General features: G+C 61.0%; 29 protein-coding genes. 6 read left to right on the top strand and 23 right to left on the bottom strand.

What is annotated here, in order from left to right:
• Positions 1–70 precede the first annotated feature (70 nt).
• The 3 genes from ACP7B7_RS28070 to rpsO form a co-directional block, all read right to left on the bottom strand.
• Positions 71–334, bottom strand: a complete 264-nt coding sequence (locus tag ACP7B7_RS28070; protein ID WP_426078903.1) for a hypothetical protein — start codon at positions 332–334, stop codon at positions 71–73.
• 160 nt (positions 335–494) lie between these two features.
• Positions 495–2609 (bottom strand): polyribonucleotide nucleotidyltransferase, encoded by a 2115-nt coding sequence (gene pnp, locus ACP7B7_RS28075; protein WP_308925400.1) that lies wholly within the window; start codon positions 2607–2609, stop codon positions 495–497.
• 223 nt (positions 2610–2832) lie between these two features.
• Complete coding sequence (gene rpsO / locus ACP7B7_RS28080; protein ID WP_010399743.1) at positions 2833–3102, bottom strand: 30S ribosomal protein S15; 270 nt, start codon at positions 3100–3102, stop codon at positions 2833–2835.
• A gap of 182 nt (positions 3103–3284) precedes the next feature.
• Here rpsO and bamE point away from each other — a divergent pair, with 182 nt between their 5' ends.
• Positions 3285–3791, top strand: coding sequence for an outer membrane protein assembly factor BamE domain-containing protein (gene bamE, locus ACP7B7_RS28085; protein ID WP_308925399.1), 507 nt, complete (start codon positions 3285–3287; stop codon positions 3789–3791).
• A gap of 45 nt (positions 3792–3836) precedes the next feature.
• Here bamE and pssA read toward each other — a convergent pair whose 3' ends face one another.
• The 9 genes from pssA to ACP7B7_RS28130 form a co-directional block, all read right to left on the bottom strand.
• Positions 3837–4688: a CDP-diacylglycerol--serine O-phosphatidyltransferase gene (gene pssA, locus ACP7B7_RS28090; RefSeq protein WP_308925398.1), complete on the bottom strand. Its 852-nt coding sequence runs from the start codon at positions 4686–4688 to the stop codon at positions 3837–3839.
• A gap of 144 nt (positions 4689–4832) precedes the next feature.
• A complete protein-coding gene (locus ACP7B7_RS28095; RefSeq protein WP_426078904.1) occupies positions 4833–5585 on the bottom strand; it encodes an SIMPL domain-containing protein in 753 nt (250 codons plus the stop codon).
• Between the two features lie 120 nt (positions 5586–5705).
• Entirely contained in the window at positions 5706–6455 is a 750-nt protein-coding gene (locus ACP7B7_RS28100) for an SIMPL domain-containing protein (protein WP_308925396.1), read from the bottom strand.
• A gap of 159 nt (positions 6456–6614) precedes the next feature.
• Positions 6615–7850, bottom strand: coding sequence for an MFS transporter (locus ACP7B7_RS28105; protein ID WP_308925395.1), 1236 nt, complete (start codon positions 7848–7850; stop codon positions 6615–6617).
• A 178-nt stretch (positions 7851–8028) separates the two neighbouring features.
• A complete protein-coding gene (locus tag ACP7B7_RS28110) occupies positions 8029–8445 on the bottom strand; it encodes a hypothetical protein (protein WP_308925394.1) in 417 nt (138 codons plus the stop codon).
• Positions 8446–8563: 118 nt separating this feature from the next.
• Positions 8564–9385, bottom strand: a complete 822-nt coding sequence (locus ACP7B7_RS28115) for an alpha/beta fold hydrolase (protein WP_308925723.1) — start codon at positions 9383–9385, stop codon at positions 8564–8566.
• Between the two features lie 294 nt (positions 9386–9679).
• Positions 9680–10696: a ketol-acid reductoisomerase gene (ilvC, locus tag ACP7B7_RS28120; protein WP_308925393.1), complete on the bottom strand. Its 1017-nt coding sequence runs from the start codon at positions 10694–10696 to the stop codon at positions 9680–9682.
• 69 nt (positions 10697–10765) lie between these two features.
• On the bottom strand, positions 10766–11257 hold the full coding sequence (ilvN, locus tag ACP7B7_RS28125; RefSeq protein ID WP_065310638.1) for an acetolactate synthase small subunit: 492 nt from the start codon (positions 11255–11257) through the stop codon (positions 10766–10768).
• Between the two features lie 2 nt (positions 11258–11259).
• Positions 11260–13011, bottom strand: coding sequence for an acetolactate synthase 3 catalytic subunit (locus tag ACP7B7_RS28130; RefSeq protein ID WP_308925392.1), 1752 nt, complete (start codon positions 13009–13011; stop codon positions 11260–11262).
• 492 nt (positions 13012–13503) lie between these two features.
• On the opposite strand from ACP7B7_RS28130, the gene ACP7B7_RS28135 reads away from it, so the two are divergent.
• The 5 genes from ACP7B7_RS28135 to ACP7B7_RS28155 all read left to right on the top strand — a co-directional run bounded on the left by ACP7B7_RS28135 (position 13504) and on the right by ACP7B7_RS28155 (position 16163).
• The gene (locus tag ACP7B7_RS28135) at positions 13504–14073 is read left to right on the top strand and encodes an RNA polymerase sigma factor (protein ID WP_308925722.1); all 570 of its coding nucleotides are present in this window, start codon (positions 13504–13506) and stop codon (positions 14071–14073) included.
• The gene (locus ACP7B7_RS28140) at positions 14070–14474 is read left to right on the top strand and encodes a DUF3619 family protein (protein ID WP_426078905.1); all 405 of its coding nucleotides are present in this window, start codon (positions 14070–14072) and stop codon (positions 14472–14474) included. Before ACP7B7_RS28135 ends, ACP7B7_RS28140 begins: the two co-directional genes overlap by 4 nt.
• Positions 14474–15151, top strand: a complete 678-nt coding sequence (locus ACP7B7_RS28145) for a DUF3106 domain-containing protein (RefSeq protein WP_426078906.1) — start codon at positions 14474–14476, stop codon at positions 15149–15151. Before ACP7B7_RS28140 ends, ACP7B7_RS28145 begins: the two co-directional genes overlap by 1 nt.
• A complete protein-coding gene (locus ACP7B7_RS28150; protein WP_426078907.1) occupies positions 15141–15671 on the top strand; it encodes an RDD family protein in 531 nt (176 codons plus the stop codon). The genes ACP7B7_RS28145 and ACP7B7_RS28150 overlap by 11 nt, the downstream gene beginning before the upstream one ends.
• Before the next feature lie 69 nt (positions 15672–15740).
• Positions 15741–16163: a group III truncated hemoglobin gene (locus ACP7B7_RS28155; protein ID WP_426078908.1), complete on the top strand. Its 423-nt coding sequence runs from the start codon at positions 15741–15743 to the stop codon at positions 16161–16163.
• Here ACP7B7_RS28155 and ACP7B7_RS28160 read toward each other — a convergent pair.
• The 11 genes from ACP7B7_RS28160 to ACP7B7_RS28210 all read right to left on the bottom strand — a co-directional run bounded on the left by ACP7B7_RS28160 (position 16160) and on the right by ACP7B7_RS28210 (position 24581).
• A complete protein-coding gene (locus tag ACP7B7_RS28160) occupies positions 16160–16918 on the bottom strand; it encodes an rRNA pseudouridine synthase (protein WP_308925387.1) in 759 nt (252 codons plus the stop codon). The two genes, ACP7B7_RS28155 and ACP7B7_RS28160, sit on opposite strands and share 4 nt — an antisense overlap.
• A gap of 91 nt (positions 16919–17009) precedes the next feature.
• On the bottom strand, positions 17010–17936 hold the full coding sequence (locus ACP7B7_RS28165) for a class I SAM-dependent methyltransferase (RefSeq protein ID WP_308925386.1): 927 nt from the start codon (positions 17934–17936) through the stop codon (positions 17010–17012).
• A complete protein-coding gene (gene iscX / locus ACP7B7_RS28170) occupies positions 17923–18117 on the bottom strand; it encodes a Fe-S cluster assembly protein IscX (RefSeq protein ID WP_308925385.1) in 195 nt (64 codons plus the stop codon). The genes ACP7B7_RS28165 and iscX overlap by 14 nt, the downstream gene beginning before the upstream one ends.
• The gene (gene fdx / locus ACP7B7_RS28175; protein ID WP_034750070.1) at positions 18118–18459 is read right to left on the bottom strand and encodes an ISC system 2Fe-2S type ferredoxin; all 342 of its coding nucleotides are present in this window, start codon (positions 18457–18459) and stop codon (positions 18118–18120) included.
• A gap of 61 nt (positions 18460–18520) precedes the next feature.
• The gene (gene hscA, locus ACP7B7_RS28180) at positions 18521–20401 is read right to left on the bottom strand and encodes a Fe-S protein assembly chaperone HscA (protein WP_308925384.1); all 1881 of its coding nucleotides are present in this window, start codon (positions 20399–20401) and stop codon (positions 18521–18523) included.
• Between the two features lie 83 nt (positions 20402–20484).
• Complete coding sequence (hscB, locus tag ACP7B7_RS28185; protein WP_308925383.1) at positions 20485–21000, bottom strand: Fe-S protein assembly co-chaperone HscB; 516 nt, start codon at positions 20998–21000, stop codon at positions 20485–20487.
• A 68-nt stretch (positions 21001–21068) separates the two neighbouring features.
• Positions 21069–21389 carry an iron-sulfur cluster assembly protein IscA gene (gene iscA / locus ACP7B7_RS28190; protein ID WP_308925382.1) on the bottom strand — a complete coding sequence of 107 codons (321 nt, stop codon included), beginning with the start codon at positions 21387–21389 and terminating at the stop codon, positions 21069–21071.
• Between the two features lie 53 nt (positions 21390–21442).
• Positions 21443–21832 carry a Fe-S cluster assembly scaffold IscU gene (gene iscU / locus ACP7B7_RS28195; protein ID WP_038493869.1) on the bottom strand — a complete coding sequence of 130 codons (390 nt, stop codon included), beginning with the start codon at positions 21830–21832 and terminating at the stop codon, positions 21443–21445.
• A 57-nt stretch (positions 21833–21889) separates the two neighbouring features.
• A complete protein-coding gene (locus tag ACP7B7_RS28200) occupies positions 21890–23146 on the bottom strand; it encodes an IscS subfamily cysteine desulfurase (protein WP_374694271.1) in 1257 nt (418 codons plus the stop codon).
• Positions 23147–23187: 41 nt separating this feature from the next.
• Positions 23188–23664 (bottom strand): Fe-S cluster assembly transcriptional regulator IscR, encoded by a 477-nt coding sequence (iscR, locus tag ACP7B7_RS28205; protein ID WP_308925381.1) that lies wholly within the window; start codon positions 23662–23664, stop codon positions 23188–23190.
• Positions 23665–24029: 365 nt separating this feature from the next.
• Positions 24030–24581, bottom strand: coding sequence for an NADAR family protein (locus ACP7B7_RS28210; RefSeq protein ID WP_426078909.1), 552 nt, complete (start codon positions 24579–24581; stop codon positions 24030–24032).
• Positions 24582–24831 lie beyond the last annotated feature (250 nt).

A 24831-nucleotide genomic window follows, 5' to 3' on the forward strand; every position in this document is an offset into this window, starting at 1 on the left:
CCCGTTCAAATTGAAACGGCAAGCATGCGGAAATCGGGATTACGCCACAAGGCTGTGGTTTATGGAGCGCTTACGACACGCTTTGCCCGTGCGGCACGATCTTGAGCAAAGGCAAGGCCATCGGCGTCGCGGCCGGCAAGGCGGCACCGGACGCCGGCTGCTCGATGGCGCGCGCATGCACCAGGCGCAGGGCCGCCATGTCTTCGCCGGACATGATGACCGAAGGTGGCGCAATGGGAATCGGCAGCGCGTCAGGACTGGCCCCGGTCCGGGCCCGGGTGACGGGAAGGACGGCGAGCAGCATCGCCGCTGTCAGCAACAATTGTTTCAGCATGGCGCAATCTCCTTGATGGTATCGAATGGCAACGAACCGTACGAATCTACAAGGAGGCAGCGCGGGCATCCTGCGCTGTATCAACCGACGTAAAAAAACCGCCAGGCTTGCGCGCTGGCGGTTTTCTAATACTTGCCGGACTGAATCCGGCAGTGCCTGATTAGGCGGCTGGCGCTTCGCCTTCGGCCGCTTTCATCGACAGCTTCAGACGGCCGCGGTCGTCCGTTTCCAGTACTTTGACGCGTACCAGCTGGCCTTCTTTCAGGTAGTCGGCGACGGCGTTGACGCGCTCGTTGGCGATCTGCGAGATGTGCAGCAGGCCGTCCTTGCCTGGCATGACTTGCACGATGGCGCCGAAGTCCAGCAGTTTCAGCACGGTGCCTTCGTAGGTCTTGCCCACTTCGACCGAGGCGGTCAGCTCTTCGATGCGGCGCTTGGCTTCCTGGCCGGCGGCAGCGTCGACGGAAGCGATGGTGACCACGCCTTCGTCGCTGATGTCGATCTGGGTGCCCGTTTCTTCGGTCAGCGCGCGAATCACGGCGCCGCCCTTGCCGATCACGTCACGGATTTTTTCCGGGTTGATCTTGATGGTGATCAGGCGCGGTGCGAAATCGGACAGTTCGGTTTTCACGTGCGGCATGGCTTTTTGCATTTCGCCCAGGATGTGCTCGCGGCCTTCCTTGGCTTGCGCCAGCGCCACTTGCATGATTTCCTTGGTGATGCCCATGATCTTGATGTCCATCTGCAGCGCGGTGATACCGTTGCGGGTACCGGCTACCTTGAAGTCCATGTCGCCCAGGTGATCTTCGTCGCCCAGGATGTCGGACAGCACGGCAAACTTGCCGCCTTCCTTGATCAGGCCCATGGCGATACCGGCCACATGTTCTTTCATCGGCACGCCGGCGTCCATCAGCGCCAGGCAGCCGCCGCACACGGAAGCCATCGACGAGGAACCGTTCGATTCGGTGATTTCCGACACCAGGCGCACCGAGTAGCTGAACTCTTCGGCGGCTGGCAGGGCGGCGATCAGCGCGCGCTTGGCCAGGCGGCCGTGGCCGATTTCGCGGCGTTTCGGGGTACCGACACGGCCCGTTTCGCCGGTGGCGAACGGAGGCATGTTGTAATGCAGCATGAACGAATCGGTGAACTCGCCCATCAGCGCATCGATCTTCTGGCTGTCGCGGGCGGTGCCCAAAGTTGCCACGACCAGCGCCTGGGTTTCGCCGCGCGTAAACAGGGCCGAACCGTGGGTGCGTGGCAGCACGCTGGTGCGGATCGAGATCGGACGCACGGTGCGCGTGTCGCGGCCGTCGATGCGTGGCTCGCCGTCCAGGATCTGGGTGCGGACGATTTTCGCTTCGATGTCGAACAGGATGTTGTTCACTTCAGCGCTGTCGATAGCCGCGCCGCCGTTGGCAGCCGCTTCGGCCGACAGGTCGGCGATCACTTCGGAGGTGGCCGATTTCAGCTTGGCCGTACGTTCCTGCTTGTCCTTGGTTTGATACGCATCATTGATCTTGGCGTTGGCGAAATGGGCCACGCGCGCGATCAGCGCTTCGTTTTTCGGCGCAGGCGCCCATTCGACTTCCGGCTTGCCGCCGTCACGCACCAGGTCGTGGATCGCGTCGATGACGACTTTCATCTGGTCATGGCCAAACACCACGGCGCCCAGCATGATTTCTTCGGACAGCTGCTTCGCTTCCGATTCGACCATCAGCACGGCCGTTTCGGTACCGGCGACAACCAGGTCCATTTCCGAGGTTTTCAGCTGCTGGACGGTCGGGTTCAGGATGTACTGGCCATTGGCGTAACCGACGCGCGCGGCGCCGATCGGGCCGTTGAATGGCACGCCCGACACGCACAAAGCGGCCGATGCGCCGATCATGGCGGCGATGTCCGGATCGATTTCAGGATTGACCGACAGCACGTGAATGATGACTTGCACTTCATTCAGGTAGCCTTCAGGGAACAAAGGACGGATAGGACGGTCGATCAGACGCGACGTCAGGGTTTCTTTTTCGGAAGGACGGCCTTCACGCTTGAAAAAACCGCCCGGAATTTTACCGGCAGCGTAAGTTTTTTCAACATAATCTACTGTCAAAGGGAAGAAATCCTGGCCTGGCTTGGCATCTTTGCGTGCCACCACGGTTGCCAGCACGACGGTATCTTCGATCGACACCAGCACTGCGCCGGATGCCTGACGTGCGATCTCGCCGGTTTCCAGGGTCACTTGATGTTGACCGTACTGGAAGGTTTTCGTAACTTTATTAAACATTGGGGTATCCCTTTTCTATTTGCCGACAGATTTTCAGGGGCTGTCGTTCACCTCACCACAGGCGGCGGAGTCACACTTGCCGCCTTTGCTATTTTGCTTTTAAAACATGGTCATCCGCATAGAATACTGTATCTACGGGAATAAATTCGGAATTTCAAATGACAAAATGCCCGCGACAGCGAACTGGCGCAGGCATTTCTGTATAAACCTTGTACGGCAAAAATTACTTGCGCAGACCAAGTTTAGCGATCAGGTCGCGATAACGGGTAGCGTCTTTGGCCTTCAGGTAGGACAACAGGCTCTTGCGACGGTTGACCATCATGATCAGGCCGCGGCGGGAGTGGTGATCTTTCGAGTGGGCTTTGAAGTGGCCGTTCAGTTCGTTGATACGAGCGGTCAGCAGTGCAACTTGCACTTCAGGGGAGCCGGTGTCATTTTGACCACGTGCGTTGTCCGCGATGATAGCGGCTTTGTTGATGTTCTCTACTGTCATGATAAACCTTTCACATGCGGTGCACAGAGTCTGAACCCTATCCACCGTGAACTACGATTAAAAAAACTGGCTTGAGCTCAAACCAGACGCGCAAGTATATCGGAAAAATGCCTGCCTGTATCCAGTCGTGCGCTCTTTTCTCGGTGCATGATAGGATTTTCCTGTCTTTCGGGAGTCACGCCATGAAAAAAGCATTCAAAATAGCAACGCTTCTGCTGCCTCTGCTCCCTCTGCTGCTGGCCGCCTGCGCCAACATGGGCGGTCCGCCACCGCAGCCGGGCGACACCCGCGCCGCCATCGAAGCGCGGCTCGGTGCGCCGACCAATGTCTACCAGTTGCCCGAAGGCCCGGAACTGGAATATGCGCACGGTCCCTACGGCCAGGTCACCTACATGGCCCGCTTCGGTCCCGACCAGCGTTTGATGTCGTTCGAGCAGGTACTCGACACACAAGGCTTTGCCAAGGTCAGGATCGGGATGTCGACCCGGCAGGACGTGCTGCACCTGCTGGGCCGGCCGACGGAAACCTCCTACCTGGCGCTGCCGAAACTGTACGTCTGGTCCTACCGCTACAAGGAATCAGGCGTGTGGGATTCGATGATGCACGTGCATTTCGACCAGGCCGGCATCGTGCGCCAGATGATGAACGGGCCGGACCCGGACAAGGAAGAACGGCGGTTTTTCTGGTGACGGGAAAATGCCAGGACCAGAGCGGCAAGTCTGGCCCTGGCAACATCAATGCTCGTGATCGGTCTGCACGATGCTGACCGGCTTGCCCTTGGCCATGCGCCAGAAGAACACGGCGTAGCCGGACAGGCCATACGCGACAAAGATCGGGAACAGTACTTTCGGCGGGTCGATCGAGATCAGCGCGAAGAACAATGCCAGCAGGAACACGACGATAAACGGCACCGACTTGCGGAAGTTGACGTCCTTGAAGCTGTAGAACGGCACATTGGTGACCATGGTCAGGCCGGCAAACAGGGCGATCGCCCACGAGACCCAGGCCAATTGGTTGCCGGCAAACTGCAGGTCGTTCATCATCAGGATAAAGCCGGCCACCATGGCTGCCGCCGCCGGGCTGGGCAAGCCCTGGAAGAAGCGCTTGTCGACCACCGCGATATTCGTGTTGAAGCGCGCCAGCCGCAGCGCGGCGCCGGCGCAATACACGAAGGCGGCCAGCCAGCCCAGCTTGCCCATGCCGCGCAGCGACCATTCATAGATCACCAGCGCCGGCGCGGCGCCGAACGACACCATGTCGGACAGGCTGTCGTACTGGGCGCCGAATTCGCTCTGGGTATTGGTCAGGCGCGCGATGCGACCGTCGAGGCCGTCGAGGATCATGGCGATAAAGATGGCCCAGGCCGCATGTTCGAATTTCTGGTTCATGGCCATCACGATGGCGTAGAAACCGCAGAACAGGGCCGCCGTCGTGAAGGCATTCGGCAACAGGTAAATGCCACGGCGCCGCAAGGTTTTCTTGCCTGCCGCATCGGCCGCCGGCAGCCGCACGAATTTACTGAAGCGCGATGCCTTGGGCGTTGCCGGGTTGCCGTTCTTGCCTCGACGACGGGGGAAGTTTGCCATGTTGATCCATTTCTTGTGTGCTACAGGGTAATCGGAACTGACAGGCGCGCGCCCTGCTGCCTGCGCGCGCCGGTAACGCCATTATAGAGGAGACAAGGCCAAAGAAAAGCGTGGCACCGCCATCAGTCCCGCATGGCAGGCCTGTTATTTGAACCTGACCTTGGCCACCACGCGCAGGTTGATGGCCGTCTCGCCGGGTTCGAAATTAGGCTCGGCGACCTGAGTGGCCTCGTTCTTTATCGCGCGCAAGGGTGCGGGCGGGGCCGGCGGGGCATAATTGCCCTGGATGTAGCCCGCGCCTTCGAAGTCGAGCGTGTCGATCACGGCGTCATTGACGCTGCGCCCCATGGCGCCGGCAATCGCCGCTACGCGCTCGTTGAGGTTTTTATAGGTGGCCACGATGCGTTCATTATCCATTTTTCGTACGGTATCGGACGACAGGCTGAAGTTCAGGCGGTTCAGGGTCAGTACGGCTTGCGCCGCCGACACGGTTTTCGGCAAGGCGGCCAGGTTCATCGTCTTTACCTGCAGGAATTGTCCCACGCGCCAACTGGTCGGCACGCGCGGCTTGGCCACGCTGCCGGCCGGCAAGGGCGCCACTTCGGGATACACGGCATAGGTGTAGTAGCCCTGGGTTTTCAGCACGGCCTGCGGGTCGGCCTTTTTCACGATGGCCACGCCCTGGTTCATCTTCTGGTTGACGCGCGAGGCGGCTGCCGCCTTGTCCGCGTCCTGCTCTTCGATGGCCAGCATGACGGTAACCTGGTCATTCGCATGAATCACTTCGCCACTGGCAGGTATCACCACCAGCGTGCCGACAGTCGGCAGGCCTTGCGCCTGGGAAGTCGCAGCGGTGGCGAGGGCAGTAACGAACAGCATCGATTGCAAAACAGTCATGACTAGCCTTTCAAAGGGTGGCGATAAAAACAATCATGGGGCCGCATAGCCCCATGATTTTTTGGTAAGTCATTCTAGCGCGGAAATATTTACTTTGTCGCAAATATCGCCACACCAAATTTATTTGAACTTGACCTTGCCCACCAGGCGCATGTCCAGGGTGGTCTCGCCCGGCTCGAAGCTGGGCTCGGCAACCTGGCCATCGTCGGCCATCTTGCTGCGCATCATCATCGGCGCGGGGGCGGCGGCGCGGCTTTCGCCAGCGTAATTGCCCGAACCTTCGAAGTCCACCGTGTCGAGCACGGCGTCCGATACATTGCGGCCCATGGCGCGCGCGATCGAGGCGATGCGCTCGTTCAGGTTTTTATAGGTGGCGGCGATGCGCTGGTCGTCCAGCAGGCGGATGGTTTCCGGCTTCAGGCCGAAGTTCAGGCCGTTCAGGGTCAGCACGCCCTGGGCCGCCGAAACGGTTTTCGGCAGGCTGGCCAGGTTGGCGGTGGTCACTTCCAGGTACTGGCCCACGCGCCAGGCCGTCGGCACTCGCGGCTTGGCGACGGCGCCAGCCGGCAGCGGACGGTCTTCCGGATACACGGGGTAGGTGTAATAGCCATACGATTTCAGCACGGCCGACGGGTCGGCCTGCTTGACGATGGCGACGCCCTTGTTCATTTTCTGGTTCACGCGCGACGCAGCCGCGGCCTTGTCCTTGTCCTGTTCTTCGATGGCCAGGGTGGCGACCACCTGGTCATTGGCATGCTTGACTTCGCCAAAGGCGGGCACGACCACCAGGGTGCCGGTGGTCGGCAAGGTTTGCGCTTGCGCGGAAAGAGCAACGGTGGCTGCGGCGGCAACCAGTACGGATTTGATCATGGATACGACTCCTCGGTGGTTGAATGCAGACAGGGTCGTTGTACGCCCTGCCGCTTATTGAATTGGTCAGACTGACCTGATTCTAACGGCCAGAAGTTTGCTGTGGCGCAAATTAACAAATCGTCACACTTTGCCCTGTTCGCTCACATCCGGACACATTTAATGCCTAGCAACCACGCCGCCCGTGCGCCGGCCCGGCTTGAAACTGCTGCGCGCGCACCACGCGATGCCCAAGGCGACCAGCAGCAAGGCCAGCACGGTCCAGGGAAACGCCGCCACGCCGTAGCCGTCGAGCAGCACGCCACCGACCACGCCGCCACCGGCAATCGCCACGTTCCAGATGGTGGCCACCATCGATTGCGCCACGTCCATGCCGTCGCCAGCAGCGTCAGCCGAGGCCGTTTGCAGCAAGGTGCCGGCGCCGCCAAAGGTCACGCCCCAGACCGCCATGCCGAGATAGATCACCAAAGGGCTGTCCATGCCCAGGCCCAGCGCAATGGCGATCAAGGCAAACGCGGCGATACTGCCCAGCACCAGTTTGCGCAGCCAGCGGTCGATCAGGCGGCTGATCAGCCAGATGCCGGCCAGGGAACCGACGCCATACACCAGCAGCACCAGGTCGATCCGCGCGCGCAAGCCCGAGGGCGCCAGGAACGGCGCGATATAGGTGTAGAGAATGTTATGCGCCAGCATCCATGCCACGATCACCGCCAGGATGGGCCGCACGCCCGGTGTGATGAACACCTGGCGGATGCTCAGGCGTTCGCCGTGCTTCTGGCCCGGATAATCGGGCACGGCCACCAGTATCCACGCCACCAGGATAATCGCCAAGCCGGACATGACGCCAAAGATGCTGCGCCAGCCCAGCACGCCACCCATCAGGGTCCCGAGCGGCACGCCCAGCGACAAGGCCAGCGGCGTGCCTATCATGGCGACCGCCATCGCCCTGCCCTGCTGCGCCACGCCGACCATGCGCCGCGCATAGCCGGCCATCAGGCCCCAGGCCAGCCCGGCGGCCATGCCGGCCAGGAAGCGCGAGGCCAGCGCCACCATGTAATTGGGCGCCAGCGCGGTGATGGTATTGAATACCAGGAAGCCGCCGACGGCCAGCAGCAGTACCTTGCGGCGGCGCCAGCCGCTGGTCATGGCGGTCAGGGGGATCGCGGTCAGGATCGAGCCGATCGCAAACACGGTCACCAGCTGGCCCGTCATCACTTCGGAAATGCCGAGACCCTGTGAAATCTGCGGCAACAAGCCGGCGGGCAAGGTTTCGGCCAGGATGGCGATAAAGCTGGTCATCGCCAGCGCCAATAAAGCGGCCAGCGGAAAGCGTCGGGAAATGGCGATAGCGGCAGGGCCTGGAACAGGCACTGTGGCGGTCAAACGGTCAGTCATGTGGGTACCTCGGGTTGCGCAGGCGATGTTGCAAAAGCCTGGCGTGCTATTATCTAGCGGTAATGCGCGTTGCGGTCGGCAGAAACCGAAACAGATGCCGTTGCGGGCGCAACGGCAAAGGAAGGGCGGAATTGTAGCGCAAACGCACCAAAAGCGTGCACACGAAAAACATCCGGGCTCAAGCGGCCGTCATGCTCGCATCATTGGCCGCCTTGCGCGGCGAAAACCAGGCATTTGATTTCGGACTGAACAGGAACGCGCAGATGACGGCAAACGTGATTGCACCAGGCAGGACGCCGGTCTTGACGGGCACGGTGGCCAGGCTGACGGCGATATCGATCACGCTCCACGCCACGTACACCGTGCGCGCGCCACGATGCCCTTGCAGCATGGCCACCGCGGTTGCCAGCGTGATGCCCAGGCCACCGAGCAGGATCGCATATTGCGCCTCGGCTGGAACCGGGCCGCGCGCCATCCACGCCATCATCACGGGATCGTTGCGGCCCAGGTAAGCCGAGGCCAGCGATGACAGCGATCCCAGCATCAGGAACCAGCAACTGATGGCAACCGCGACCGGGCGCTTGAGCGAGTTCAAATTTCCAACGATAACTTTTGAATAAACAAGCATGGTTCAACCGGCGCTTCAACGACTATGAAGACACGGATACTACCGGATGTTGGCCGATGCACCGCATGCGGCATGAACACGGCCTTTATTTATCGCGTTTGAGGAAGGCCTTGATGGCGTCCACCGTCACCACCGGCTGCTCTTCCATCAGCCAGTGGCCGGCGTCGGGTACCACCAGTTCCGTCACGTTCACGGCCGCATTGCGCATGACGACGGCTTCGTTGGCGCCGAAGGACTTGGCGCCGCCGATCGCCAGCACCGGCATGGTCAGTTTGGTGGCCATCGAGCGCAGATTGTCTTCGGCGTCTTGCGGTATGGCCAGGAACTGCGCGAAGGCCGCATGCATCGCGCCCTTGCGCGCATACAGCTTCGCATAATGGCGCCGCGTTTCCTCGTCTATTTTGGACGGCGTGCCGGCAAATTCATTCCAGAAACGGTCCAGATAGATGCGCTCGCGCCCGGCCACCAGGCGCTCGGCGTCGGGGCCGCCAAACGAGAAATGCCACAGCTGCGGACTGCGCACGATCTGTTCCCACGGCGGAATGCCGGGCACCGGTGCATCCATCACCACCAGCCGGTCGGTCTGGTCGGGGTAGCGGGCCGCATAAGCGTAGGCCACCATGGTGCCGATATCGTGTCCGACCACGTCGGCATGAGCTATGCCCAGCTTGTCGAGCACGGCCCGCATGTCGGCAGCCTGGGTACGCTTGTCGTAACCGCCCGCCGGGCGCGAGGACAGCCCCATGCCGCGCAGGTCGGGTGCCACCACGGTATGTTCCGCTGCCAATGCGGCCGCCAGCGGCGCCCACATGTCGCCGGTATCGCCAAAGCCGTGTATCAGCAACACGGCCGGGCCGGAACCGCCCACGCGTACATGCAGCGTGCCATCGGCGGTGGCGATCGTCATGGTCTTGAAGCTTGCGGGATAGGCAGGAACCGCCGCCTGGGTGCTGGTGAAGGGAAAGAATGTCAGAACGGTGGTCAGAAACAGGCCCAACAAACGAGTTGGGAGCGTAGCCAGGGCTATCGTGTGCACGTGTGCCTCCTGATCAAGATATGGCCGGAAACCGGCATCGCTCAGAGTAACACCGGCGGGCGCCAGCGTCGTGCATCATTTACAACAGAATGAAAGTATATCAATGTACCAAAGGCGGCCATGAAAAAAGCCGGCTTGCGCCGGCTTCGTCATGCAAAAAACTGCTTAGTTCTTCGACTGGTCGACCATCTTGTTTTTCGCGATCCAAGGCATCATGGCGCGCAGCTTGGCGCCGACTTCTTCGATCTGGTGCTCGGACGTCAAACGGCGGCGCGAGATCAGGGTCGGTGCGCCGGCCTTGTTTTCCAGGATGAAGCTCTTCGCGTATTCGCCGGTCTGGATGTCTTTCAGGCACTGGCGCATGGCGTCCTTGGTGGCCGAGGTAACGACTTTCGGGCCGGTCACGTATTCACCGTATTCGGCGTTGTTCGAGATCGAGTAGTTCATGTTGGCGATGCCGCCTTCATAGATCAGGTCGACGATCAGTTTCAGTTCGTGCAGGCACTCGAAGTAGGCCATTTCCGGAGCGTAACCCGCTTCGGTCAGGGTTTCGAAACCGGCCTTGATCAGTTCCACGGCGCCGCCGCACAGCACTGCCTGCTCACCGAACAGATCGGTTTCGGTTTCTTCGCGGAAGTTCGTTTCGATGATGCCGGCACGGCCGCCGCCGTTGGCCGAAGCGTACGACAGGGCGATATCGCGGGCCACGCCCGATTTGTCCTGGTACACGGCGATCAGGTGCGGCACGCCGCCACCCTGGGTGTAGGTGGCGCGCACGGTGTGGCCTGGCGCTTTCGGGGCGATCATGATCACGTCCAGGTCGGCGCGCGGCACGACTTGGCCGTAATGCACGTTGAAGCCGTGGGCGAAGGCCAGTACCGCGCCTTCCTTGGCGAACGGGGCGATGTTTTCGTTGTAGACCTGGGCGATGTTTTCGTCCGGCAGCAAGATCATGATGACGTCGGCCGCTTTCACGGCATCATTGACTTCCGCTACTTTCAGGCCGGCTTGCTCGACCTTGTTCCACGAAGCGCCGCCCTTGCGCAGGCCGACGGTGACGTTGACGCCCGAATCGTTCAGGTTTTGTGCGTGGGCATGGCCTTGCGAACCGTAGCCGATGATGGCAACGTTTTTACCTTTGATCAGGGACAGGTCGGCGTCTTTGTCGTAAAAAACTTTCATGGTATTTCCTATATATTTTAAGTAACTGCGTTGTATGGGAGTGCGGCCAGAGCCGCGTGCTGCGTTTTTTTATACTTTGAGGATGCGTTCGCCGCGGCCGATGCCCGAACCGCCCGTGCGGACGGTTTCCAGGATCGAGGCGCGGTCGATCGAATCGATGAACGCGTCGAGCTTGACCTTGTTGCCCGTCAGCTCGATCGTGTAGGTCTTTTCGGTCACGTCGATGATGCGGCCGCGGAAGATATCGGCGGTGCGCTTCATTTCTTCGCGTTCCTTGCCCACGGCGCGCACCTTGATCAGCATCAACTCGCGTTCGATATGCTGGCCTTCGGTCAGGTCCACCACCTTCACCACTTCAATGAGACGGTTCAGGTGCTTGGTGATCTGCTCGATGATGTCGTCCGAACCGCTGGTGACGATGGTCATGCGCGACAGGGTTGCATCTTCGGTCGGCGCCACGGTCAGGGTTTCGATGTTATAGCCGCGGGCAGAGAACAGGCCCACCACGCGCGACAGGGCACCGGCTTCGTTTTCCAGCAAGACAGAAATAATATGGCGCATGGTTACAGGTCCTCCGAGCCGAGCATCATTTCGGACAAGCCTTTGCCGGCTTTCACCATCGGCCACACGTTTTCGGACTGGTCGGTAATAAAGTTCATGAATACCAGCCTGTCTTTCATGCCGAACGCCTCTTTCAGGGCGCCGTCGACGTCGCCCGGTTTTTCAATTTTCATACCGACGTGGCCATAGGCCTCGGCCAGCTTTTCAAAGTCGGGCAGCGAATCCATGTAGGACTCGGAATAGCGCGAGCCGTAATCGATTTCCTGCCACTGGCGCACCATGCCGAGGAAACGGTTGTTGAGCATGATGATTTTCGGCGTCAGGTGATACTGCTTGCACGTGGCGAGCTCCTGGATGCACATCTGGATCGAACCTTCGCCGGTGATGCAGGCAACCGTCGCGTCCGGATTGGCCATCTGCACGCCCATGGCGTACGGCAAGCCGACCCCCATGGTGCCCAGGCCACCGGAATTGATCCAGCGGCGCGGCTTGTCGAAGCGGTAGTATTGCGCGGCCCACATCTGGTGCTGGCCCACGTCGGACGTGATGAAGGCATCGCCCTTGGTGATCTGGAATACTTTTTCCACCACCGATTGCGGCTTGATGACCAGGTCCGAGCTCGGATACTTCAGGCAGTCGCGGCCACGCCATTCGGCGATCTGCTTCCACCAGTTGCTCAATGCATTGACGTTTGGTTTCGCTTCGGCCGCGTCCAGTTGCGCCAGGAACTCGATCAGCACATCCTTGACGTTGCCGACGATGGGAATATCGACTTTCACGCGCTTCGAGATCGACGATGGATCGATGTCGACGTGAATGATCTTGCGCGGATGCGAGGCGAAGTGTTTCGGGTTGCCGATCACGCGGTCATCGAAACGGGCGCCGATGGCGATCAGCACGTCGCAGTTCTGCATCGCCATGTTCGCTTCGTAGGTGCCGTGCATGCCGGGCATGCCGACAAACTGTTCACTCGAGGCGCGGTAGCCGCCCAAACCCATCAAGGTGTTGGTGCACGGGAAACCAAGGCGGTCGACCAGCTTGTTCAGCTCGGGGGCCGCATGCGCCAGGATCACGCCGCCGCCCGTGTAGATCATCGGACGTTCGGCTTGCAGCAGCAGCTGCACGGCCTTGCGGATCTGGCCCGAATGGCCCTTGTCGACCGGACGGTAGGAGCGCATCTCGACTTCCTTCGGATAGTCGAAATTGCACTTGTGCATGCTGATATCCTTGGGGATATCGACCAGCACGGGACCGGGACGGCCGGTGCGGGCAATAAAGAACGCTTTCTTGATCGTCGCGGCCAGGTCTTTCACGTCCTTGACGAGGAAGTTGTGCTTGACGACGGGGCGGGTGATGCCCACGGTGTCGCATTCCTGGAACGCATCCTGGCCGATCGCATGGCTCGGCACCTGGCCGGAAATGACGACCATCGGGATGGAGTCCATGTAAGCGGTCGACAGACCGGTCACGGCATTGGTGACTCCGGGGCCGGACGTGACAATGGCCACACCGACTTTGTTGGAGCTGCGCGAATAGGCGTCGGCGGCGTGCACGGCGGCCTGCTCATGGCGTACCAGGATATGCTGGAATTTGTTTTGCTGGAAGATGGCGTCGTAGATATACAGTACGGCTCCGCCCGGGTAACCAAAGACGTGCTCGACGCCTTCTTCAGCCAGACAGCGCACGACGATTTCCGCGCCGGTAATGGGACCGATGGCCGGTCCCGAGGCAGATCCTCTTGCTTCGGTATTCATGAAACATTCCTTTCAAGGTCCATTGGAGATTGATCGGATGTTCTTTCCTGACGAGGTACGCCTGACGCTACAGTCTTCCTGCTTCCCTTTTCATGCGGTCACGCAATTTCTTCGGGCACCCATAGATACCTTGCAAAACAACGCTTAACGCAACTCGTTTGGCCGGAGTTTCTGTGGCGACTGTACGAACCGCTCGCGCTTGTGGCGCGGGTTAGAACAAACTGCCTACAAATGAAAGCGCGTCTTGTCGCTGGTGGCGTTGTGTGCCAGTTGCAACTTGACCATAGAGCTTTGGGGTGTTCAAAGCGTCCCATACGTTATCGCGTCGCACCATGATGGTCAAGGAAAATGTATTCCAAACCGGCTTTTTGCGCGCTCAAGGTGCAAAAATCATGCGGAATTGCACATTTTTTGCTAGCATGCGCTCAGTTTGCACAATGCAGGCCACCTCCCGCCCACAGCCCACGCAGCCACCGGCTCGCTCCTTACCGCATGGCAACAGACAAAGAACTATCCGATTTTCTCGAACATGTGGAGCGGCGCGCTTTCAAGCAGGCCGCCTATGCCGTACGCAAGGAAGAATCCGCGCTCGACATCGTGCAGGACGCGATGATCAAGCTGGCCGAAAAATACGGCGACAAACCGGCGGCCGAACTGCCGATGCTGTTCCAGCGCATCCTGCAAACGACCATCCTCGATTACTTCCGCCGCGAAAAGGTGCGCAACACCTGGGTCAGCCTGTTTTCGGGCATGAAACCATCGGGTGACGAGCATGAGGACTTTGATATACTCGACACCTATCAATCGGAGCAGGGATCCAACGCCGCCGAATCGTCGGCCGACCAGGTCGAACGCGCACAGATCCTTGATTTGATTGATGAAGAGGTACAAAAACTGCCCGCGCGTCAACGCGAAGCCTTCCTCATGCGTTATTGGCAGGATATGGACGTGGCTGAAACGGCGCTGGCGATGGGCTGCTCGGAAGGCAGCGTGAAAACACATTGCTCAAGAGCTACCCACACGCTCGCCGAATCGCTGAAAGCCAAGGGAATACAACTATGAATACCGACGACCTCAATTTCGCCTACAAAGTGCGGCATGCGCTGAACGAAAAGCTCGACGACCTGCCGGCCTCGACCACCGACCGCCTGGCGGCCGCGCGCAAGGCGGCCATGGCGCGCAAGAAGGCCGACGCGCCCGCGCGCGTGGCGGCACGCCAGAACGTGCTCGCCGGCATCGCTACCCACCTGTTTGCCGAGCCGCTGTCGTGGCTGAGCCGCATGAGCGTGATCGTTCCGCTGTTGCTGCTGGTGGCCGGCGGCGCCGGCATCTACCAGTTTGAGCAGGAGCAGCAGATCGCCGAACTGGCCGAACTTGACGCTGCCGTACTGTCGGACGAGCTGCCGCTGTCGGCCTATATGGACCATGGCTTCAACGCCTACCTGACGAAAAGCGCGCAATAATGGCCGACGCCACCGCAAGCAAGGCACGCAAAAGCTGGATGGCCGGCGGCGCCGTGCTGGGCGCATGCGCGCTGGCGGGCGCCTCCTGGGTGTACGCCAACCAGGATGCACCGCCGGCCGCCCCCGCCGCCACGCCAGTGCCGGCGCTCAAGCCCGCCGCGCCGGCCGTGCCGGTGAAAAATGCCGGCAAGTTGCAGTGGGCCAGCCTGTCGCGGGCCCAGCAAGCTGCCCTGCAGCCGCTGGCCGGCGAGTGGAACAAGCTCGATGCGCCGCGCAAGCAGAAGTGGCTCGATATCGCGAACCGTTTTGCCTCGATGAAACCCGATGAACAGGCGCGCGTGCACGAACGCATGCGCGACTGGATCAAGCTGACGCCCGAACAGCGCCGCACGGTGCGCGAAAACTATGCGCGCGCCAAGAAGATTGACCCAAGTCAAAAGTCGGCGCAGTGGGAGCAATACCAGCAATTGCCGGAAGAACAAAAGAAAAAACTGGCGGCCGAAGCCGTGCCGAAAAAAGTCCCGGTCACCAGGCCGGACATCCGCCCGCCCGCCGTGATTACCGTGCCGCCGGCACCCACTGTGCCGGTGCCCGCGCCTGCCGTCCCGGTCACGGTCCCGGCAGCGCCCGTGGTAACGCCTGCCACCCCCAGCTCCTTGCCCGACTATGCCAGATAACACCGTTGCATCGACCACCGTGCCCACCATCAAGCGGCGCCTGATTTCCATCGTGTATGAGTCCTTGCTGGCGCTGGCCGTGCTGTTCCTGCCCTTTTTGATCTTTGAACTGGCCGTGCAGGGTGCGCATACGCCGCTCACCGAACACATGCGCCAATGCCTGGCCTTCCTGGTGATGGGCGCCTATTTCATCCACCAATGGAGCCGCGAGGGGCAAACCCTGGCCATGAAGACCTGGCGCCTGAAGGTGGTGCTGCCCGGCCAGGCCCACGTGCCGCTGCGCCTGGCCGCATGCCGCTACGTGCTGGCGTGGATGTGGCTGCTGCCCGGCATCCTGGTGTCGTATGTGCTGGACTTGCAGCACTGGCAGGCCCTGTCGGCGATCGGCATCGGCATGCTGGCATGGTCAACCACGGCGCTGTTCACCGGCAACGGCCAGTTTCTGCACGACAAGCTGCTGGGCACGCAGATCGTGCAATTGCCGGCGCCCGCCAAGAAGAGCAAAAAGGTTGCCGCCTGAGCCGCAATTTGCAGCCGCTTGACCTGCGTCATTGAAGCACAGGGGGCGGCTCTGCCATCATGGCATGCCATGAAAACCGCTCCCCCACCCCACGTTCATATCCTCACATCGCGCACGGAAATCTGTACCGAAGAAGAAGTCGCGCGACTCGTCCACACCTTTTATGCGGCGGCCCGCGAAGACGCCATGCTCGGGCCCGTATTCGGCCGCGAAGTCAAGAATTGGGACGAGCACCTGGCGACCCTGGTCGACTTCTGGTCAGGCCTGCTGCGCGGCACCATGCGCTACCACGGCAAGCCGCTGGCGCAGCACGCACAGATGGAAAACCTGACGCCGTGCATGTTCCGCCGCTGGCTGACCCTGTTCTTCGCCACCACCGAAAGCATGGGCAATCCGGCCTTGCAGGAAAAGGCCGACGCCATCGCCCTGCGCATCGCCGAGCGGCTCTGGAAAAGCTTTGCCGAGAGCCATCTGCCGCAGCACCCGGCTTAAAAGCGCTCGTAACCCTGCAGATAGCGCCACTGGCTTGCGGGCATGGCGCCCATCGAGATGCGGCCGATACGCAGGCGCTTGATGGCCACCACCTCCAGGCCCACCATGCGGCACATATGGGCCAGCTGGCCCGGCTGCACGTTTTTCAGCGCAAAACGCAGCCTGGTTTCATTCTGCCAGCTGACCTTCATCGGCGGCAGCGGCTTGCCATTGAACGGCAGGCCGTGATTGAGCAGCGCCAGGCCACCCTCGGCGATCTGGCCCGCTACTTCGACGATGAATTCCTGCTCCACCGTTTTCGCTTCGTCGACCAGTTTGCGGGCGACGCGGAAATCCTGGGTGAACACCAGCAGGCCCGAGGCCATGGTTTCCAGCGGATTGGTGACTGTCAGGCCAATCAGATGGCGCTTCAGAAAACGCGTGATGGAGCTCGGTGCGACGTTATCGGGCGTAAAGATTTCTTCGGGACGCAGGCAGCTCAAGGCGGGCTTGCCGTCGCTGCCGACGCCGCCATTGATCCCGGCCGGCTTGTGCAGCAGGATGGTCACGGGCGGCATTTCATCCAGGGTGGCGTTCGGCAGCAGCACCACTTCCTGCTTGTCGGCCACGCGCGCGCCGGCCTCTTCGACCAGCTCGCCATCGACCGTGACCCAGCCGCCCTCGATATACAGTTCGGCCTCGCGGCGCGAACAGGGCAAGTCTTCGGCCAGGCGCTTGGCCAGGCGGACGGTGGGCATATCGATTGGTGTGGTCATGTGAGGCGCAAAAAGCAAAGGGGAGGAGAAGCCGGTATTGTAACCGACCCGCTCCTCCCCTTTTGCCGATTGTCTCGCGATGTGCAGGACCTTACGCCGTCGCCTTGGCCAATTCCTCGGCAAAGAAACGATGCCCCATCTCTTCCAGGCCCAGCGTCTGCAGCACTTCCTGCAGCCGTTCGGTCGGACGCTGGCGCGGCAGGTTTTTGTAGCTGGCGATGATCAGCTCGTTTTTCATCGAATGCTCCCAGCCCACCAGCTCCGTCACGCTGACCTGGTAGCCGTGCGCTTCGAGCTGCAAACAGCGCAGCACGTTAGTGATCTGGCTGCCGAATTCGCGCGTGTGCAGCGGGTGGCGCCACAGCTCCGTCAGCACGTTCTTGCCCAGGGTCTTGCCCTTGTTCTTCTTCAACACGGACGCCACTTCGGCCTGGCAGCACGGCACCAGCACCATGAATTTCGCCTTCTTCTTCAAGGCGAAGTGAATCGCGTCATCGGTGGCGGTATTGCAGGCATGCAGGGCCGTGACGATATCGATCTGCTTCGGCAGCAGGCTCGACTCGGTCGACTCGGCCACCGACAGCGGCAAAAACGACATGCCGGGGAACTTGAACTTGCTCGCCAGTTCCTGCGAACGCTGCACCAGTTCCTCGCGCGTTTCGATGCCGTAGATATGCGAGCCGTCGTTTCCGTTCTTGAAGAACAGGTCGTACAGGATAAAGCCGAGATACGACTTGCCGGCGCCATGGTCGACCAGCGAGACGCCAGGGTGGTCCAGCTGCACTTCGCGCAGCAGCGGCTCGATGAACTGCGTCAGGTGATACACCTGCTTGAGCTTGCGGCGGCTGTCCTGGTTCATCTTGCCGTCGCGCGTGAGAATATGCAGCTCCTGCAGCAGCGCGATCGACTGGCCGTCCTTGATCTCGGGCATATTGCTGGCGGCCGTGATCACATCCTTCGACACGGCGGGGGCGTCAGCGCCCCTGGCGGCTTGCGCCGCGCCCTTAGCGCGCTTCATCGATCCACGCCATCTGTATCGCTTCGAGCACTTTTTCGCCGCCGCGCGTGTGGTCATCGTCAAAGCCGTCCAGTTCCACCACCCAGTTATGCAGGTCGGTGAAGCGCACGGTCAGGGGATCGACGTCCGGATGCGTGTCGTACAACGCCTCGGCGATCGCCGTGATGTCGGACCATTTCATTTAGTGGCTACCTTCGCTGACCTGGTTGATGGTGTATTTCGGGATCTCGACGACGAGGTCGGCCTCGGCCACGATGGACTGGCACGACAGGCGCGACACGGCTTCCAGGCCCCAGGCCTTGTCCAGCATGTCCTCTTCCAGTTCGGTCGCTTCGTTCAGCGACTCGATCCCTTCGCGCACCAGCACGTGGCAGGTGGTGCAGGCGCACGATTTCTCGCAGGCGTGCTCGATATCGATATCGTTTTCCAGCAGGATGTCGCAGATGGACTTGCCGGCAGGAGCTTCGATCACGGCGCCGTCCGGGCAAAGTTTGGCGTGCGGCAGGATAACGATTTGTGGCATGGTTTTCTTCTTTCAGTCTGTCATTCAGGGCGCGGCGCATACGGCCGCGCGATTCAATTTTTTACGCGACCTGGTCGAGCGATTTGCCCGTAAGCGCCGTGCGCACGCTGCGGTCCATGCGGCGCGCGGCGAAGTCTTCGGTTCCGTCAGCCAATGCCTCGATCACGCGCTTCAGGGTCTGGTGGTCGACCGTGCCCGCCTGCGAGTCCGCAATCGCCGTGCGCACCTGCGCGATCAGGCCATCGACCGTGACGCGTTCGGCCTCGTCCAGCAGGCCTCCGTCTTCGTCCAGGGCCGATTGCGTGGCCAGCACGATGCGTTCGGCTTCCACCTGCTCTTCGCGCAGCGCGCGCGCCACCATGTCGACGTCGGCCGAGGTGTAGGAATCCTGCAGCATGCGCGCGATCTCGTCGTCGGCCAGGCCATACGCCGGCTTGACGCTGATCGATGCTTCCACGCCGGAGCGCAGTTCGCGCGCCGACACCGACAGCAAGCCGTCCGCGTCGACCTGGTAGGTGATGCGGATGCGCGCGGCGCCCGCCACCATGGGCGGAATGCCGCGCAGCTCGAACCGCGCCAGCGAACGGCAGTCGCTGACCAGTTCGCGCTCGCCCTGCAGCACGTGCACCGCCAGCGCCGTCTGGCCATCTTTAAATGTCGTGAATTCCTGGGCCCGAGCGCACGGAATCGTCGAATTGCGCGGGATGATTTTTTCCACCAGGCCGCCCATGGTCTCGATGCCCAGCGACAGCGGGATCACGTCCAGCAGCAGCCAGTCGTCGCCGGCGGCGCGGTTGCCGGCCAGCAGATTGGCCTGGATGGCGGCGCCCAGCGCCACCACTTTGTCCGGGTCGATATTGGCGTGCGGAATCGTATGGAAGAATTCACTGACGGCGCGCTGCACATGCGGCATGCGCGTGGCGCCACCGACCATCACCACGCCGTCGACGTCGTCGGCATCCACGTTCGCGTCGCGCAAGGCCTTCTTGATGGCGTTCATGGTCTTGGCCACCAGATGCTGCGTCATGGCGGTAAAGTCGGCGGCCGTGATGCGCAGGTGGACTTCCTCGCCCGAGTTCAGCACCGCATCGATGCTCGTTTCGGCCTTGGTCGACAGCAGTTCCTTGACCTCGCGCGCCTTGACCATCAGGATCGCCGTGTCTTCGTCCGACAGCGGCGCCAGCTTGGCCTGCTCGCTGATCCAGCAGAACAGGCGGCGGTCGAAGTCGTCGCCGCCGAGGGCCGAATCGCCGCCGGTGGACAGCACTTCGAACACGCCCTTGGAGAGTTTCAGGATCGAGATGTCGAAGGTGCCGCCACCGAGGTCATACACGGCGTATACGCCTTCGGAGGCGCTGTCGAGGCCATACGCGATGGCGGCGGCGGTTGGCTCGCTCAGCAGGCGCAGCACATTGATGCCGGCCAGCTGGGCCGCATCCTTGGTAGCCTGGCGCTGGGCGTCGTCGAAGTAGGCCGGGACGGTGATCACGGCGCCGACCAGGTCGTCGCCGAGCGAATCTTCCGCGCGCTGGCGCAGGGTGGCCAGGATCTGCGCCGAGATCTCGACCGGGCTTTTCACGCCGGCCACGGTTTTCAGCTGCACCATGCCAGGCGTGTCCTGGAAATCGTAGGGCAGGTTTTCCGCATAGGCGATGTCAGCCAGGCCGCGGCCCATGAAGCGCTTGACGGAGACGATGGTGTTCTTCGGATCGGTGGTCTGCGCGGCCATGGCCTTGTAGCCGATATTGGCGTGGCCGTTCGGCAGGTAGCGCACCACGGACGGCAGCAGCGCGTGACCGTCTTCGTCGTTCAGCACTTCAGGAATGCTGTTGCGCACGGTGGCGACCAGGGAATTGGTGGTGCCCAGGTCGATGCCGACGGCCAGCCGGTGCTGGTGCGGCGCGGTCGACATGCCTGGTTCGGAAATTTGCAGAAGTGCCATGGTATTCGTGCCTCGATGATGGATTGCGTGGTGCCGCAGAAACTGTAGCGCGCATTATAAAGCGCGCGCAAAACTCACGCTGTTCAGGCTTCGATTGCCTCGAAGGCAAAACGCACTTCTTCGCCGAATTTATCGAGGAACATCAGCGCGCGCACGCTTTGCGCGGCGTTCACATAGTCGCCCGCATCGAGCTGCGCGCCGACCTGGGCCAGCAAGGTCTTGCGTTCGCCGCGCAGCTGGCGGTCGAGCGCGTCGAGCGCATCGGCGTCCTTGCCGGCGCGCGCCTCGCCGAGTTCCTCGCGCCACTCCATCTGCTGCATCAGAAAGCTGACCGGCATGGCCGTGTTGGACTCCGTCTGCAGGTCGACGCCATTGAGTTCGCACAGGTATTGGGCGCGCTTCTGCGGGCTTTTCAGGGTCTGGTAGGCTTCGTTGGCGCGCGTGGCCCACTGCATCGCCACGCGCTTTTCGGCGCTGCTGGCGTTGATGAAACGGTCGGGATGAACCTTGCCCTGCACGTCGCGGTAGGCGCTGTCGAGCGCTGCCTGGTCGAGTGCGAACTGCGGCGGCAACTGGAATAATTCGAAGTGGTTTTGCATAGTGTGTCGGTGGTCGCTGTACCTCAATCGATGAGTACAGCGCACCGACCGGGGATCATGCTTGCTTCTTAGATGCGGAAACTCTCGCCGCAGCCGCAGGCGTCTTTTTCGTTCGGATTGTGGAACTTGAAGCCTTCGTTCAGGCCTTCGCGCGCGAAATCGAGTTCCGTGCCGTCGATATACGGCAGGCTTTTCGGATCGACAAACACTTTCACGCCGTGCGATTCGAACACGCTGTCTTCTTCCGCCACTTCATCGACATATTCGAGCTTGTAGGCCAGGCCCGAGCAGCCGGTGGTGCGCACGCCAAAGCGCAGGCCCATGCCCTTGCCGCGACGCTCGATATAACGGGTGATGTGCTTTGCCGCTTTTTCGGTCAGTGTAATCATCTGGGTCTCCGCAGCCGCCCGGCCTTGACGGCGCGGGCGGGATGCCAACGTATTTAAGCTGCCGCTGGGTGACGGGTCTTGTAGTCCAGTACCGCCGCCTTGATGGCGTCTTCCGCCAGGATCGAGCAGTGGATTTTCACCGGTGGCAAGGCCAGTTCTTCGGCGATCTGCGTGTTCTTGATCGACAGCGCCTGGTCCAGGGTCTTGCCTTTCACCCATTCGGTCACCAGCGAGCTCGAGGCGATGGCCGAACCGCAGCCATAGGTCTTGAATTTCGCATCTTCGATCAGGCCATCGGCGCCGACCTTGATCTGCAGTTTCATCACGTCGCCGCAGGCAGGCGCGCCCACCATGCCGGTGCCGATGGTTTCATCGCCCTTGTCGAAGGCGCCCACGTTGCGTGGATTTTCGTAATGATCGAGTACTTTGTCCGAGTAAGCCATTTTGATGCTCCTTAAATATTCTTGCCGGCCCCGGTCAGGGCCGCGATGCTGCGGTGATTAATGTGCGGCCCACTGAATCGAATTGATATCGATGCCATCCTTGAACATGTCCCACAGCGGCGACAGTTCGCGCAGCTTGTGCACTTTCGATTTCAGCAGGTTGACGGCGAAGTCGATGTCGGCTTCGGTCGAGAAACGGCCGATGGTGAAACGGATCGAGCTGTGCGCCAGTTCGTCGCTGCGGCCCAGGGCGCGCAGCACGTACGATGGTTCCAGGCTGGCCGAGGTGCAGGCCGAACCGGACGACACGGCGATATCCTTGATCGCCATGATCAGCGACTCGCCTTCGACGTAGTTGAAGCTGACGTTCAGGTTGTGCGGCACACGGTGATCCATGTCGCCGTTGATATAGACTTCTTCGATTTCCTGCAGGCCGGTGGCCAGGCGGTCGCGCAAGGCCTTGATGCGGCCGATTTCGACATCCATTTCTTCCTTGGCGATGCGGAACGATTCGCCCATGCCGACGATCTGGTGGGTCGGCAAGGTGCCCGAACGCAGGCCGCGCTCATGGCCGCCACCGTGCATCTGCGCTTCCAGGCGCACGCGCGGCTTGCGGCATACGTACAGGGCGCCCACGCCTTTCGGGCCATAGGTTTTATGGGCCGTGAAGGTCATCAGGTCGACCTTGGTCTTCTGCAGGTCGATCACCACCTTGCCCGTCGCTTGCGCGGCGTCGCAATGGAAGATGATGCCTTTCGAGCGGCAGAACACGCCGATTTCGTCGATCGGCTGGATCACGCCGATTTCGTTATTGACCAGCATGACGGAGACCAGGATGGTGTCCGGACGCACGGCGGCGGCCAGCTGCTCGACCGTGATCAGACCGTTGTCCTGCGGCTCCAGGTAGGTCGCTTCGAAGCCGATGCGTTCCAGTTCGCGAACCGTGTCGAGGACCGATTTGTGCTCGGTCTTGACGGTGATGATGTGCTTGCCTTTGGTCTTGTAGAACTGCGCCGCGCCCTTGATGGCCAGGTTGTTGCTTTCCGTGGCGCCCGAGGTCCAGATGATTTCGCGTGGGTCGGCATTGACCAGTGCGGCGACGTGGCCGCGTGCTTCTTCCACGGCTTTTTCCGCGGTCCAGCCATACATGTGGCTGCGCGAGGCCGGATTGCCGAACTGCTCGCGCAGGTAGGGAATCATCTTGTCGGCGACGCGTGGATCGATCGGCGTGGTGGCCGAATAATCCATGTAGATCGGGAAATGCGGTGCCGTTTCAAAGTGCACCTGGCCTGCGTTTTTTTCTGGGGCGTTCATCAATAACTCCATGCGATCAGCAACTAGTATTTTTGGTATTCTTATCCGAGGGTGGCGTGATTACGGTGCATCACCATCACGCTTTGCTCGGCGTTCTTTTGTCTCTGCTGGTCGACCAGGTCCTGCAGCGACACAGAATCCAGGTAGTCGACCATTTTTTCATTCAGCGTGGACCACAGCTCGTGCGTCATGCAGCGCGCGCCGGTGGCCGCGTCGGCGCCGTGGCAATGCTCCTTGCCGCCGCACTGGGTGGCGTCCAGCGGCTCGTCGACGGCGATGATGATATCGGCCACCGTCACCTTGTCGGCGCGGCGCGCCAGGCTGTAGCCGCCGCCCGGGCCACGGATCGATTCGACGATCTCATGGCGGCGCAGCTTGCCGAACAGCTGCTCCAGGTAGGACAGGGAAATCGACTGGCGCTGGCTGATGCCCGACAGCGTGACCGGTCCCTTGCCCTGGCGCAGGGCAAGATCGATCATCGCGGTCACGGCAAAACGGCCTTTTGTGGTCAGACGCATACATCCTCGGTTCGACTATTCAATAACTGGGTTAAAATATTGCGGCTTTTCAACTCCTCAAACCCTGAGTAGTTGAATGATTTAGTCAAGTATAACAAATCCGCAGAGGTTTGTCAGAGAGCCCCTCATTTCCAGGGGATGGACAGGGCCGTGCCGGCCGCAACAGGCGTTGCGGCCGGCAGGAAAACAACAGCTGACCGTAGACCTAAGTAACGCCCAATAAATTCTTGTGATTTCTGACTTCCATAACCGGCGCTCTGCGGCGTTGCCCACTGCTAGCAGTGCTCGCACTGCGTCGCAGCGGCCGCCTTGCATAGCATCCGGTTCTGTTCGTCATAACTTCACAATAATTTCCTGAGAATTACTTAGGCGCGCAGAGCGGCCCGCACTTTCATCAACTCGAACCCCAGCAGATTCAGGCCGTCCCAGGTCGCCGGGTCGAGGATGCGCGCATTGTCCGACGCCAGGCCCACGCCCCAGATGCGGTCGACCGGGCTGGCCTCGACGATGATGCGCTCGCCGGTGGCCAGCAAAAACTTGCGCAGCGCGGGCTTTTGCGAAAACTTGGCGTAGTTGCCGTCGAAGACAATGCCGGCGCGCGCCGCTTCCCACGCCCTGGCGTCGAAATTGGCCACTTCGCGGCCCAGCTTTTTCACTTCCGACGGCCGCTCGGCCGCCACGATACGCGCCTGCACCTTGGTATCGCCGAACAGGGCGGCCTTTTGCGCCATCATGTAATGCTCGGCCGTGGCATAGCGCACGCCGGCCAGGCTGAACGGCGACGGAAACCACTGGCTCAGGCAGCTCTTGTCGGCCAGTTGCGCCTGGGCCGGCGTATGGCCCCAGAAGTGCAGATAATCGGGCACGCCGCCGGCGGCGATCCAGGCCTTCAATTCTTCAACGTTATTGATTTGCATACTCCTCGAACTTCTGCCAGGCAGGTCCCGGCTGGCGCTTGTGACCGCGCAAGATAAAAGCGAAATTGTAACTGAAGCCGTCACAAAGCTTGCAGAATACCCAAAGTTATCTGCGCCTCCAATCATGTCAATAATGCAATCAACTTGACAAAATATGTACCTTTAATGTCCGCTGGCAAGCCAAGAATGCTAGACTCCGCTTCCAAGCAGACAATCAACCAGGCGGACTTCAATCTACCAGCCGCATTGC

This window comes from Janthinobacterium sp. PSPC3-1, from assembly GCF_049896105.1.
Lineage (GTDB): Bacteria > Pseudomonadota > Gammaproteobacteria > Burkholderiales > Burkholderiaceae_D > Janthinobacterium.